The organism is Natrinema pallidum DSM 3751 (assembly GCF_000337615.1).
Taxonomy (GTDB): Archaea; Halobacteriota; Halobacteria; order Halobacteriales; family Natrialbaceae; genus Natrinema; species Natrinema pallidum.
Map to the genome: position 1 here is coordinate 51029 of NZ_AOII01000069.1, position 12758 is coordinate 63786.

Here is a 12758-nt window from a genome sequence, read left to right on the forward strand (position 1 = left end):
GGGATCCACGGTGAACGTAGTCGGTCGGCGACGCTACCGAGCGCGATCAGTACAGTGCCCCGCCCAACGGTACGTCATCGTCGGGCGACACCAACACGGGATACCCCTCCTCACTGGGAACGCCGACGGTCAGCGCCTCCGATTTGAACCCCGCGATCCGCACGGAGCCGAGATTCGTCGCACAGAGTACCTGTCGACCCTCGAGGTCGGCGGCGTCGTAGTGGTGATCCAACTGTGCCGCGGACTGGATCTCCTCGTCGCCGAGGTCGATCCACAGTTTGGTCATCTTCGGCTTCTCGGCCTCGGGGAACGGTTCGGCCTCGAGTATTTCCCCCACCTCGATCTCGACATCGAACGGGCTCTCGACCATGCTCCGCGGTACCGTTGCCACCGAAAACTAGGTGTCGATCCGCGGCCGTCAGCCGCCGCGGGTGCGGTACCAGACGCGGGCACCGACCGGCGACTCGTCGGCCGCGAGGTCGAGTCGCCGCAGGACGAGGTCCCGAATCGCGAGGGTCACGACGAGTTCGATCGACTCGCCGTCCTCGGCCGTCACCTCGAAGACGGCGTGGCCGTCCCGCTCGGAGACGGCGGCGATCGTTCCGACCGACCATCGCTCGAGGTCGTGTGTCGGTTTCCGCGCGTGGATTCTATCGTGGGCCATACCGGACGAACGGGTGCCGAGGGGGTGAGTCTGGCGGGGGCAGCGGCTCCGGCTGCCGCCGGGCCGCGCGACCCGGAGACAGGTCAGTAGTCCCCGAGGACGCCGAGCCGTCTCGCCCGGCGGGTCGCGTACCGGAAGACCGCGTAGCCGAGCGCGAGGTACCCGACGGCGACCGCGAGCAGGACCGCGAGATCGGCCGCCGGGAACTCCCAGAGGCGAACGTTATCGATCATCGTCCGCTGGAGGAGCGCGCTGCCCTGGGCGAGCGGGAGGAACCGCAGCCAGCCGAGGTCGAACGCGGGTGCGGAGATCAACACGATAAAGCCGAACTGGAGCAGGTTGAGCCAGTTGCCGACCCGCTTGTAGAGGACGGTCACGCCGCCGGCGGCCAGCCCGAGCCCCAGCACCGAGACGATGCTGCACGTCGCGACGACGACGATCGTCCCCACGTTTAACTCGAGACTCCGCCCGGTGAGGAGGAGCATTATCGCAAGCAGTACCGACGAGGTGACGAACGACCGGACGATCTTGGCGAGGCCCTTCAACAGCGCCACGGGCGCGAAGCCAAACGGCGACATCACGTGGCGCTCGAGGGTCCCCCACTGGACCTCGCTCCCGATGTCGTTCGCGATCGAAGAGTACGCCCCGACAGAGAGCGACCACAGGAAGTAGCCGACGATGATCCCCTCGATGGAGTCGGTCAGCGCCTGTCCGGCGATCGCCCGACCGCCGTAAAACAACAGCCCAAAGAAGAACACCGAGGCGACGAGTCCGCCGATGGCGTTTGCGGGATAGCGAACGAAGATCAGGTACTCGCGGTAGAGGACGGCCCGCGCGAGATGTCGGTAGCCGGCCGGTCGCGGCGTTTCGGTCGCGTCCTGTCGACCCGCACCCGCGCTCATCGGTCACCTCGGTCGCCGCTCGTCAGTTCGACGAAGACGTCCTCGAGGTCGGGCTCGACCGTCCGGACGCGCTCGAGGGTCACGCCGTCGCCGCGGAGTGTCGCCAGCAGCTCGTAGAAGCCGTCGCTGTCGGTCACGACCTCGATCCGGTGGCCGGCGTCGCGTCGCTCGGCCTCGATCGCGTCGAAGCGCCGTCGGAGCCGCGAGACGAGCGCGGCGTCGATGTCGGCGCTCGTGATCCGAACGCAGTGGCGGTCCGTGTCGGAAAGCAAGGCGTCGACGGTGTCGTCCGCGATGATCGCCCCGTCGGACATGATGAGGACGCGATCACAGACCGTCTCGACGACATCCATATCGTGGCTGCTGAGGACGACGGTGAGGTCCTCCTCTTCGGCGAGGCGTCGCAGTTCCCGCTGGAGCGTCCGGGAACTCTCGATGTCCAACCCGAGCGTGGGTTCGTCGAGGAAGACGACCTCGGCACCACCGGCGAGGACGCTCGCCAGCGACACCTTCTGTTTCATCCCCCGGGAGAGATCGCGGACCGGAACGTTCGCCTTCGCCTCGAGGTCGAGTTGAGCCAGCAGCCGGTCGTGGCGGTCGCGGACCGAGTTCGGGTCGACGCCGCTGATCGTGGCGAAATAGCGGAGGTTCTCCCGGACGGTCAACCGCCAGTAATCGTTTCGCGCCCCCTCGAGCATCGCGTCGACGGCGCTGTAGGCCGCCCGCGGTCGCTCCCGGAGGTCGATACCGCGGATCCGGACGCTGCCCGCGTCCGGCACGACCATCCCGAGGAGCGACTTGATGAGGGTCGTCTTGCCGGCACCGTTGGGCCCCAACAGGCCCACGATCGAGCCGGTCTCGATGTCGAAGCCGACGTCGTCGACTGCGGTAACCGCCGTCTCGCCGTCTCCGAACCGCTTGGACAGTCCGGTGACGGAGACGGCGATGTCGCGGTCGTCCGTCGCCGACGGCTCGCTGCTGTCCGGGCGCGTCTCGACCGGCGGCCGCGCCGTCCCGCTCACCCGACCGGTCCCCACCGCGTCGTCGTCGGGAGTCGCGCCTGCTTTCTCACTGTACGTAGCCACGGCATCCGGTCCGTTCGTCGGCCCGCTGTTTCCTCGCGCCGTCACAGTGCTGGTTTAAGTGACCGAGCTACAAAAACGCGCGGCCGCACCCGCGCTCTGCCTCGAGAGCAGTTCCTGCGTCCGTAGTCCGGGATATATTACGCTGCCCGTGGGAGGACGACTCGTCAGCCATGTCAGACCGCGACCATTGCGTGTTGATTCCGGTCGCCATCTTCGAGGGGGAAAGCGTCCCGCAGACGATCGTCGACGCGCTCGCGTCGATTCCGGTCGTCCTGCTCGGCTATCGCGAACTCCCCGATCAGACCGGAACGGATCAGGCACGCACGCAGTACGGCGACCGCGCCCGGGCCGAACTCGAGGAGTTGCGGACGGTCTTCGAGGAGGCGGGCTGTGACGTGACATCGCGACTGGCCTTCACCCACGACCGGCTGGAAACGTTCGAACGGGTCGCCGTCGACGACTCCTGTGACGCTGTCCTGGTGCTCAATCCGGCACCCGTCCTCGAGACGATACTCGTCGCGGTTCGAAGCGAGGTCAACATCGAGCATATCGCCCGGTTGCTCGCGACGATCCTCGACGGCACGACCCTCGAACTCACGCTCTTTCACGTTGCGTCGGACGAATCGAAGCGGGCGGCGGGAACGGAACTACTCGAGACGGCCCGGTCGGAACTGATCGCTGCGGGGGTCGACGGCGGCCGGATCGATAGCGCGGTCGTCGTCGACGATTCGCCCACGGACGCGATCGTCGAGGCGGCGGCCGACCACGACCTCCTGGTAGCCGGTGAGAGTCGCCCGTCCATCCGTCGAGTCATCTTCCGGGACCGCGCCAAACGACTGGCCCGGCGGACGGTCGATCCGGTGTTGGTGATTCGCGGCGAGTACCTCGAGCCGGCAGACGGCGGGGACACGGCCGGCGGCTCACAACCGGGACCGAACTGACCGGCCGTCTCGCGGGGGCGAGGGGACTGACCGGCCGACCGGCCCCAGAACCTCAGTCCTCGGGTTGCGACGCGCGATCGGCGTCCATCCCCTGCTCACGAGTCGCTGCCGCGTCGGCGCTCTCCTCGCGGACGACGATCACCGGCCCGACCGCCTCGGCAGCGATGCGCTCGGCCTCCTCGCCGAGGAGGAACGACCGAAGCGACGGGGACCGTTCGCCCATGACGATCGCATCGTGGCTCGTCGCAGCCTCGACGAGCGCCTCGAGTGGCGGTTCGTCGACCGCGAGGGTGGTCTCGACATCGAGTCCGCGTTCGGCGAGGGAGTCGGCAGCCGCCGCGATCGATTCCCGACCGCCGGGTTCGTCGTCGGTTGCCAGAAAGAGCGTGACGCCGATCTCGCGGTCGCCGACCAGTTCGGCGACGAACGCGGTGATCCGGTCGACGGCGACGTCGCCGGTCAACGACACGAGGAGACGATCGACCGATCCGGTCGCCCCCGTGATGGCGTAGGCGTCGGCGGCGGCCTCGTCGGCGACCCGATCGACGGTTCGCTCCCGATCGTGGGTGAACACGAGGCGATGGTCGGCGCTCCCGCCGGCCGCTTCGAAGGCCTCGACGAGATCGGTGAGGGCGGCGTTTGCACGGTCCTCGTACTGGAGACGAGCCTGGTCCGGCGGCGTCTGCTCCGGAAGGACGTGGTAGCCGAGCACGGTCACGTCCATCGTTGCGAGCAGCGTCGGGAGGCCGGTCGAAACCGACTCGCCCTCGAGAATCGCCAGCGGAACCAGCACGCGCGTCATTCGACCACCCCCTTCAGCGTCACGTCACGGCCATAGTAGGCGTACCAGCCGGCGGTTGCGAGCATGATCCCGATGCCGACGAGTTGTGATGTCCGTTGCATGAACCCGATCAGGGCGAAGCTCGCGAGCGCGCCGAGTATCGGGACGACGGGATAGCCGGGCACCCGGAAGTCGGGGTCGTACCACGACGGGTCGGCTCGCCGCAGTGCGAGCAGGGCCACGCAGAGCAGCCCGTACGTGACGAGATGGAGGAACGACGCGACCTCCGCGAGCAGTTCCACGCGGCCGGTCGCGACCAGCACGAGGATCGGCCCGCCGGCCATCCCCAGCGCGACGTGTGGCGTGCCGTATCGGAGGTTGATATGGCTCGCGCGCTGCGGTAACAGGGCATCCTTCGAGACCGCGTAGATGGCTCGAGACGTGCTGAGCACCGATGCGTTGGCGCTTGACATCGTCGCGAGCAGTCCGCCGAAGACGATCGCGACCGCACCGGCCGGACCGAAGTAGTGGCGGCCGACCTCGACCATCGCCGTTTCGCCGAACGTCGAGAGCCGATCGCTCCCGAACGCACCGGTCGCGACGAAGATCGCCGCGACGTAGAGGACGCCGACGACGAGGACGGAGCCGACCATCGCGAGGGGCAGGTTCCGTCCGGGATCGCGTATCTCGCCGGCGACGGTCGCCACCTGCGCGAAGCCGAGATACGAGGTGAACACGAGCGCCGCGGTCGTCAACACGGGCGTCGTTCCGAACGGCGCGAACTGTTCGGGAGCGGACGGCTCCCCGATGATCCCCAGCGTGTCGAGCCCGCCGTAGCTGAGAAACACGATCAGGATCGACAGCAGCAACGCAACGATCCCGTTTTGCAGCTTCGCCGCGTTTTCCGTCCCCGTGACGTTCAGCACGGTCACGCCAGCGCCGAACAGCAGCGCCAGCGGGATGACGAGGCCGTCGCCCACCGGGACGCCGAGTTCCGCGAGCGTGTCGACGGCGTAGTAGCCGAAGCCGACGAGGTAAAACGCCGTCGCGAACACCAGTCCGAACCACAGTGACAGCCCGACGACGGCCCCGGGAAGCGTTCCTAAACCGCGCGAGATGTAGTAGTATCCGCCGCCGCTTTTGGGCATCGCCGTTGCGAGTTCGGACGCCGGCAGCGCGACCAGGAGGGCGACGAACGCGCCGATCGCGAACGACCCAGCCGCCGCGGGCCCGGCCCGGCCGGCAGCCAGCCCCGGAAAGACGAAGATACCGGCCCCGATCATCGTCCCGATCCCGATAGCGAGGCCGCCGGTGAGCCCGATCGTTCGCTCGAGTTCGGCGTCGTCGGTGATCGTCACCTCATCGGTTTCGATCGTCGGCTCGACCCGTGGTGACTCTCCCGCGACGTTGGTCCCACCGGCCGACGACGGATCACTCATATCGGGGGCGTCTCGCGCCTGCCCTATAGCTCTGCTGTCGAATGGTGGTGGCTGGGATCGACCGGTTCGGGAACCGACCCGGATCGTCCGGTCGTCTACCCGGTGAGTTCGTCGGCCAGAAGCCGGAGGCTCTCGTCACCGTCGGCGGCTGCGTCCGGAACCGCGAGCATGACCTCCTCGATGCCGGCGTCGGCATAGTCGGCGAGCCGCTCGCGTATCTCCGCCGGCGTCCCCGTCGGGGCCGTCTCGAGGTAGCCGGCGAGGAAGAACTCGCGGGGCTCGCTCGGTCCGTCGTCGGGCAGGAACTCGCTGCGGACGGCCTCGCGCTTGTTTTCGGCGGCTTCGGTCGTCTCGCCGACGAAGACGAACAGTTCGGCGGATTTTCGGATTTCGTCGTATCGGGCCTCGCTCTCGCAGTGCTCGCGTAAGACTGCGAGTTTCGCCGCGAAGCCCTCGGGCTCGAGGGTGCCGTAGTTCCAGCCGTCGGCCAGGGCGGCGGTGTAACGCAGCGTAAACGACTCGCCACCGCCGCCGATCCAGATCGGCGGATGGGGCTCTTGCACCGGCTGGGGCTCACAGAACGCCTCGTCGAGATCGATCTCGAGGTGCTCGCCCTCGTGGCTGTACGTCTCGTTCGTCCAGAGCCCCTGCAGGATCGTGACGGTCTCGGCGAGCCGGCGGAGCCGTTCGGCCGGCGGCTCCCGGAACTCGTAGCCGAAGCGGTCGTACTCCGCGGCGTACCAGCCGCCGCCGAGGCCGAGCTCGAGGCGGCCGTCGCTGATGTGGTCGACCTGCGCCGCCATCTTCGCCAGCAGCGCGGGATGGCGGTAGGACTGGCTCGTGACGAGCGTGCCGAGTCGTACCTGCGCCGTCGCCTCGGCGAGCGCGCTCAGCGTCGTCCAGGGTTCGTGGACACCGCGTCGCGGGTCGCCGATCCACGACTGGAAGTGATCCTCGAGCCAGACCGCGTCGTAACCGAGCGATTCGGCCTCGAGTGCGGTCTCCCGAACCGTTCCGATGTCGGTGCCGTACTGCGGCAGGATGAGGCCGACATCGAGGTCGGTCGTGGACCCCGATTCGTCGGCGCTCATTCGGCAACCTCTCGGTCGAGCGCCAGCGTTCGATCGGCGAGCGTCCCCGGATCGCCCGCGACGAGTTTGACGAGCGCCTCCTTGCCGACCGCACCGCGGTCGATGACGGCGACGGGGGGCTCGTCGCGATCGGCGAAGGCCTGCCGGGCACCCCATCCCATCGTGCTGTCCGCCGTCTCCCTGATCTCCGCCGGCTGTCGGTCGCGGTCGTACTCGGCGACCGGCCACGCGAGGGCCTCGAGCGCGTCCTCGACGGCCGCGTCGAACCGACAGTTGACAGCGAACCGCAGGTCGGGGACGAACTCCCGCGCCGAGAGGAGGAAGCGAGCGACGTGACTCGAGGCACCGAACCGAACCCCGCGGTTGGGCTGGACACCCGACAGCGTCCGCGTGATCCGGCCCTCGACGGCGGCGGTCTCGGCGACGGAGTCGGCATACGGCGTCGCCCCGACGACGTTCATCCCGACCTCGGGGACCAGCGTCGATACGTCCGCCTCGACGAACCGGTCGACGATCGCCTGGACGTCCTCGGCGGTTCGCTCCCTGGCGGCCTCGTTTCGCAGCGCGACCATGTGGTTGACCGCGCCGTGGCCCTCGCCGACATCGTAGTAGTAGCGCACCGCACGCTCGAGGAACTCCGTCGCGCCCTCGACGGCCGTCTCGAGCGGGTCGCCCGTGGCGAGGCGGGCCGCGATCGCCGAACCAAGCGTACAGCCCGAGCCGTGGGTGGCCTCGGTGCCGACCCGCGGGTGCTCGAACGTGCGGACGGTCTCGTCGGTGACGAGGATGTCCCGAACCGTCTCGCCGGGGAGGTGGCCGCCCTTGACGAGGACGGCATCGACGCCCGTCTCAAGGATCGCCTCGCCGGCTGCCACTGCGCTCTCGTCGTCGGTGACCGCGATGTCCGTCAGCACTTCGGCCTCGTCGGTGTTGGGCGTGGCCAGCGTCGCCCGGCCGAGCAGTTCCTCGTAGGCGCGTTCCGCGTCGGGCTCGAGCAGTCGATCGCCGGAGGTTGCGACCATCACGGGATCGACGACCAGCGGGAACGGGAACGTCCGTGCGTGCTCGGCGACGGTTTCGATCACGTCGGTCGTCGCGAGCATGCCCGTCTTCGCCGCGCCGATCGCGAAGTCGTCGGTGACGGCCTCGAGTTGGGCGTCGATCTCGTCGGTCGGGAGGACGTGCGAGGACGAGACGCCGCGGGTGTTCTGGGCGGTGACGGCGGTGATCGCCGACGTGCCGAAGACACCGTGGGCGGCCATCGTCGCGAGGTCGGCTTGAATTCCCGCGCCGCCGCCGGAGTCGCTGCCGGCGATCGTCAGCGCGACCGGCCGGCTGTCGGGTGCTGGTGTTCGCATACGGGATCGTATTCCCGGCTTATACTAAGCGGTGATGGTCAGCGACGGTGAGGGTCGTCCGCGGTGTGATCGACGCCTCGAGGACGTCCGGTCGTTGAGAACCGCCCGCCATCAGTCGTCGGTGAGTTCGACGAACCCCTGTTTGTGTTCGATCACGCCCGCGTCGTGGAGCGGCGAAATCGTGCAACTGACGGCCGCCTCGCTGCAGTCGTGTCGGTCCGCGACCGCTCTCTGAGAGCCTTGTGCGTGTATCGTTCCCCCTCGAGTTCGTCGACGATCGCCGCCTTCTCCCGTTCGAGGTCGCCAGTCGGTCACGGCGGGATACGACCTCGAGACGGGACGCCTTGCCCGCGGTCGCTCGAGACTGACTCGTCGGCGGACGAGGGGCCAGCGAGTCCCATCGAGATCGGTTTCGAACGACGACACGCGGTCCGGACGGCAGCGTTATGAGTATGGATATGATATGAATATGTATGGCCGAGTCCGAAACACGGAAAGTCGGCGATCGCGGGCAGGTAACGCTGCCGAAGCGTCTTCGAGAGGCGTTCGATATCCACGGTGGTGACGAGGTGACGATCCGCGAAGCGGGTGACAAGATCGTCATCGAGAAACCGACGTCGCGGGCGGATCTCGCGGAGGGGTATCGACGCCGCGCCGAACACCACCGCGAACTCGCGGACGAGATGGCCGGATCCTCGCGGGAAGCGAACGCCTCACTCGGCGACGCGCCCGGCTGGGAGGAGTAACGATGCACGTCCGGCGGGGCGACATCGTCGTCGTCGAACTCGATCCGACGCGCGGCTCCGAACAGCGGGGAACCGGACCCTGTCTCGTCGTCCAGAACGACGTCGGCAACGAAAACGCCCCGACGACGATCGTCGTCCCCTTTACCACGTCCTACGGGGGCGAACGCTATCCGTTCGAAGTGCTGATCCCCGCCGACGAGTGTGCCCTCCGCGAGGACTCAGTCGCGCTCTGTAGTCAGGTTCGAACCGTCTCGATCGACGACCGGATCACGGACATCGTCGGATCGGTGCCGGCCGATCGGATGGACGAGGTCGACACCGCGCTCGAGTACAGCCTCGGCTTGCGCGAGGTCTGAACGGCGTCTCTCGCGGCGGCACGGACCGTTCGCCTGGGTACTCCATAAAATACATTCGTTCCGAAGAACCAACTATCGTCGAATGCCCTCCAGACGCGAGCTACTGGCTGCTCTCGGAGCGACGGGTATCGCGGCCGCCGCGGGCTGTCTTGGCGGTCCGTCGGTCGATCCCGGAACGGACGAGTCGTACGCGTGGCCGACGGGCGGTGCGGACCCGCGGAACTCGAGAGCGATCCCCGACGGCGTCGCGCCGCGCGAGGACCCCACCGTCGACTGGCGCGTCGACCTCGAGTCAGCGGCCGCGGCCGCCGACCCGGTCGTGACCGACGGGACCGTCCTCGCGACGACCGGAACCGACGTGGTCGCGTTCGATCGGGCGAGCGGGGACCGGCGCTGGTCGATCGACCCGGACAACGAGGCCCACACCTACCGCGGGGCACCGACGGTGTACAAGGAGTTGGCATACCTCTCGGAGGTGAACACGGTGGTCGCTCGCGACCTCGAGAGCGGCGAGATCGAGTGGAGCGAGGCGTTCGAGGCGACCATCGGGCGGGGATCGCTACTGGTCACCGACGACGGGGATAACGGCCGCGTCTTCACCGCCGGCGGCAACGCCCTGCACGCGCTCGACGCCGGGACCGGCGAGCGACTGTGGGAACAGGAGCTACTGGGAACGCCGGAGTACTCGCTCGCCAAGTACACCGACTACGTCTACGTCGTGACCGACGGCGGCGAGTTGTACGCCGTCGACGAGTGGGGAACTGTCCAGTGGCGGCGAACCGTGGAGGCCGGCATCCGGAGCGGCCCGGCGGTGCAGTCACTGGACCACGGCGGGTCCGAGTGGGGCATCGCCGTCGTCGGCGGCGACGGAACGGTCGTGTACTTCGGGCCGGACGGAGCGCGGAGGTGGGAAGCCGAACTCGGCGGGTTCGGCGACGACGGCATCGCCATCGCCCACGGGACGGTACTCGCGCGGTCGGGATCGCGGGTGTTCGCGCTCGATCCGGCCGACGGAAACGTTCGCTGGCGGCTCGATCTCGGCGAGAGCGCGAGCAATCCACCGATTATCGTCGGCGACACGGTCTACGTCGGCGGCGATCGGCTCCGCGCGATCGATATCGACGGCGGGATCGGGGTTCGCTCGTACCGAGCCCGCCATCTGCGATTCGAGTACGAGCCCACTGGCGCGGTCGGCTTCGTCACCGCCGCCGACTCGAAGCTGTTCGTAACGACGAACGTCCGCGGTACCGGGGCCGATACCGCCGAACTGATCGTCCTCTCGTAATTACGAGCCGTCGCTCGCCGCGGCGGCCAGCTCCGCGTAGGCGTCCCACGACGGGTCGGCGTTCGGGTGCGCGAGCGGGTCACCGTCGACCAGCACCGCGCCGCCGTCGCCCTCGAGGGACTCGACGCGGCCGATCTCGGCGACCGGCGTCCCCCGATCCGCGAGCGCCTCGCGGATGTCGGCGACGCCGTCGGGGTCGACCGCGATCAGTAGCGAGCCACAGCTGGTCGCCGCCCAGGGATCGATCTCGAGCGCCGAACAGACCTCGCGGACGCCGGGGCGCAGCGGGACGGCGTCGCGGTCGATCGCGAACCGGGCGTCGGCCCCGTTGGCCATCTCGTTCAATGCACCGGCGAGCCCGCCCTCGGTCACGTCGTGCATCGCCCGGACCGGCCCCGCGGCGGCCGCCGTGAGGGCGTCCCGAACGGCATAGACCTCCTCGAGACGGTCCTGTGCGTCCGCGATTACGCCGTCCGGGAGCGCAAGCTGGTCGCCGAAGAGGGTACTCAGCAGACCGACCGATTCGACGGCGGGGCCGTTCGTCAGGAGTAGCCGGTCGCCCGGACGGGCACCGTCGGGGCGGACGATATCGTCGTGCTCGCCGACACCCATCGCGGTGGCAGCCCCGACCCACGGATGCGACGGATCGGCGTAGCGCGCCGTATGCCCCGTTACGACGGCGACCCCGAGATCCGCACACTCCGCGTGGATCGTCTCCCAGACCGTCGCGAACTCGGCGTCGGTCATCGTCTCCGGGAGGGTAAAACAGATCGAGAGATGCGACGGTGGGACGCCGCTGACGGCCACGTCCGCGAGGACGAGATCGAGGGCGAAGCGCGCCGCTCGCTCGAGGCCGAGGGCGGGAAGGATCGAGAGGGGGTCGGTCGCAGTGACCAGCGCCCGCTCGCCGATATCGAGGACGCCGAAGTCGACGCCGTGGGTCGGCCCGAGGGAAACGTCATCACGGTCGGCACCGAGGTTCGGCGCGATGTGCCGGTCGAAGAACGCGCGGTCGATTTTTCCGAGGTCGCTCACGGCTGACCGATACCAGTCAGACGACTTATGCGTACTGGTTCGCCCCCGTAATCGGCATCAGGCGGCGGCACCGGTTTCGATACCTCCCGCCGATTCGGTCCGAGTGAGGGACCCGCACGACGTATTTCACCACCAAACAGTGCAGGGTGAAAGACTAATCGGATACGCTCATAAGAAGAGATACTACTCATGATACCTGATATGTTCGGCTCGGTGACCGGCGGGTCCGCGAGACGGGGGAAGACGGAATGCACGGCATAATTCTGCAGACGCTCCAGTCGTTCGTCGTCGATACCTACGGCGAGGACGCCTGGCTGTCGATTCAGGAGGAAGCCGACATCGAAAAACGGGTCTACGTCCCGGTCACGGTCTATCCGGACGGCGATGTCTACGAAATCGCCCGCACTGCCGGCGACCTCACCGATCAGAGCCCGCGGACGATCCTCACCCAGTACGGGCAGTGGGTCGTCCCCGCGTTGCTCGAGACCTACGACCTCCATATCGATGACGACTGGGAGGGGCTCGAACTCATCGCGAACATTCAGCAGTTTCACACCTCGCTACGGACTCGAGACATGACGACGCTGACGACCCCGCGCATTCGGTCGGAGCGGGTCGACGGGAACCGCGTCCGGATCACCTACGATTCGGATCGGAAACTCTGTGACGTGGCTCGCGGCGCGATCCAGGGCGTCGCCGACCGCTTCGACGAGGACCTCGTCGCCGAGGAACGGACCTGCATGCACGAGGGCGACGACGCCTGCGTCTTCGACATTCGGCGGCGAGCGCCCGCCGAGACGGGCACGGCCAACGTACACAGCGGGGAGACGAATGACTGAGTCCCTCGAGGCGGGCGGGACGAATGACTCGTCGCCGCTCCCCAGGGCGATACAGTCGGACCGGCCGGGCGGCTTCGGCCTCGCGGCCGCCGCGGCGGGACTGGTCGTCGTCGCCGTCGCGGCGATCGCACTCGGCGGCCCGACCGCGGCCGTCTTCGGGGCCGGCGTCGCCGGCGTCGTCGCGACGGGCGGCACCGCGGCCGGGATCGCCGCGGCCTCGAACGCCCGAACCGCGC

15 protein-coding genes and 1 pseudogene are annotated in these 12758 nt (G+C 68.3%); 6 read left to right on the forward strand and 10 right to left on the reverse strand.

The window, feature by feature from the left end:
* Positions 1-46: 46 nt before the first annotated feature.
* From C487_RS10850 to C487_RS10865, 4 genes are all read right to left on the reverse strand, one after another.
* The gene (locus C487_RS10850) at positions 47-370 is read right to left on the reverse strand and encodes a hypothetical protein (protein WP_006185799.1); all 324 of its coding nucleotides are present in this window, start codon (positions 368-370) and stop codon (positions 47-49) included.
* A gap of 48 nt (positions 371-418) precedes the next feature.
* The gene (locus C487_RS10855; protein WP_006185800.1) at positions 419-664 is read right to left on the reverse strand and encodes a DUF7861 family protein; all 246 of its coding nucleotides are present in this window, start codon (positions 662-664) and stop codon (positions 419-421) included.
* 83 nt (positions 665-747) lie between these two features.
* On the reverse strand, positions 748-1566 hold the full coding sequence (locus C487_RS10860; RefSeq protein WP_006185801.1) for a hypothetical protein: 819 nt from the start codon (positions 1564-1566) through the stop codon (positions 748-750).
* Positions 1563-2696 carry an ABC transporter ATP-binding protein gene (locus C487_RS10865; protein WP_049908089.1) on the reverse strand — a complete coding sequence of 378 codons (1134 nt, stop codon included), beginning with the start codon at positions 2694-2696 and terminating at the stop codon, positions 1563-1565. Before C487_RS10865 ends, C487_RS10860 begins: the two co-directional genes overlap by 4 nt.
* A gap of 125 nt (positions 2697-2821) precedes the next feature.
* Here C487_RS10865 and C487_RS10870 point away from each other — a divergent pair, with 125 nt between their 5' ends.
* Complete coding sequence (locus tag C487_RS10870; protein WP_006185803.1) at positions 2822-3592, forward strand: universal stress protein; 771 nt, start codon at positions 2822-2824, stop codon at positions 3590-3592.
* 52 nt (positions 3593-3644) lie between these two features.
* On the opposite strand, the gene C487_RS10875 is transcribed toward C487_RS10870, so the two are convergent.
* The 5 genes from C487_RS10875 to C487_RS20820 all read right to left on the reverse strand — a co-directional run bounded on the left by C487_RS10875 (position 3645) and on the right by C487_RS20820 (position 8576).
* Positions 3645-4394, reverse strand: coding sequence for a universal stress protein (locus tag C487_RS10875; RefSeq protein ID WP_006185804.1), 750 nt, complete (start codon positions 4392-4394; stop codon positions 3645-3647).
* Positions 4391-5812 (reverse strand): APC family permease, encoded by a 1422-nt coding sequence (locus C487_RS10880; protein ID WP_006185805.1) that lies wholly within the window; start codon positions 5810-5812, stop codon positions 4391-4393. Before C487_RS10880 ends, C487_RS10875 begins: the two co-directional genes overlap by 4 nt.
* A gap of 95 nt (positions 5813-5907) precedes the next feature.
* Positions 5908-6903 carry an LLM class flavin-dependent oxidoreductase gene (locus C487_RS10885; RefSeq protein ID WP_006185806.1) on the reverse strand — a complete coding sequence of 332 codons (996 nt, stop codon included), beginning with the start codon at positions 6901-6903 and terminating at the stop codon, positions 5908-5910.
* Positions 6900-8261 carry a bifunctional hydroxymethylpyrimidine kinase/phosphomethylpyrimidine kinase gene (gene thiD, locus C487_RS10890; protein WP_006185807.1) on the reverse strand — a complete coding sequence of 454 codons (1362 nt, stop codon included), beginning with the start codon at positions 8259-8261 and terminating at the stop codon, positions 6900-6902. Before thiD ends, C487_RS10885 begins: the two co-directional genes overlap by 4 nt.
* Positions 8262-8372: 111 nt before the next feature.
* Positions 8373-8576 carry a hypothetical protein gene (locus C487_RS20820; protein WP_162471315.1) on the reverse strand — a complete coding sequence of 68 codons (204 nt, stop codon included), beginning with the start codon at positions 8574-8576 and terminating at the stop codon, positions 8373-8375.
* Positions 8577-8734: 158 nt separating this feature from the next.
* Here C487_RS20820 and C487_RS10895 point away from each other — a divergent pair, with 158 nt between their 5' ends.
* From C487_RS10895 to C487_RS10905, 3 genes are all read left to right on the forward strand, one after another.
* The gene (locus C487_RS10895) at positions 8735-9007 is read left to right on the forward strand and encodes an AbrB/MazE/SpoVT family DNA-binding domain-containing protein (RefSeq protein ID WP_006185809.1); all 273 of its coding nucleotides are present in this window, start codon (positions 8735-8737) and stop codon (positions 9005-9007) included.
* 2 nt (positions 9008-9009) lie between these two features.
* Entirely contained in the window at positions 9010-9363 is a 354-nt protein-coding gene (locus C487_RS10900) for a type II toxin-antitoxin system PemK/MazF family toxin (protein WP_006185810.1), read from the forward strand.
* Between the two features lie 82 nt (positions 9364-9445).
* Positions 9446-10648 carry an outer membrane protein assembly factor BamB family protein gene (locus tag C487_RS10905; protein WP_006185811.1) on the forward strand — a complete coding sequence of 401 codons (1203 nt, stop codon included), beginning with the start codon at positions 9446-9448 and terminating at the stop codon, positions 10646-10648.
* Here the strand turns inward: C487_RS10905 and C487_RS10910 are convergent, their stop codons facing one another.
* A complete protein-coding gene (locus tag C487_RS10910; RefSeq protein WP_006185812.1) occupies positions 10649-11683 on the reverse strand; it encodes an AIR synthase family protein in 1035 nt (344 codons plus the stop codon).
* Between the two features lie 248 nt (positions 11684-11931).
* On the opposite strand from C487_RS10910, the gene C487_RS10915 reads away from it, so the two are divergent.
* Both C487_RS10915 and C487_RS10920 read left to right on the forward strand, forming a co-directional pair.
* Entirely contained in the window at positions 11932-12522 is a 591-nt protein-coding gene (locus C487_RS10915; RefSeq protein WP_006185813.1) for a heme NO-binding domain-containing protein, read from the forward strand.
* Positions 12515-12758 (forward strand): annotated as a pseudogene (locus C487_RS10920) (methyl-accepting chemotaxis protein); the annotation flags it as partial. The gene C487_RS10915 and the pseudogene C487_RS10920, both read left to right, overlap by 8 nt.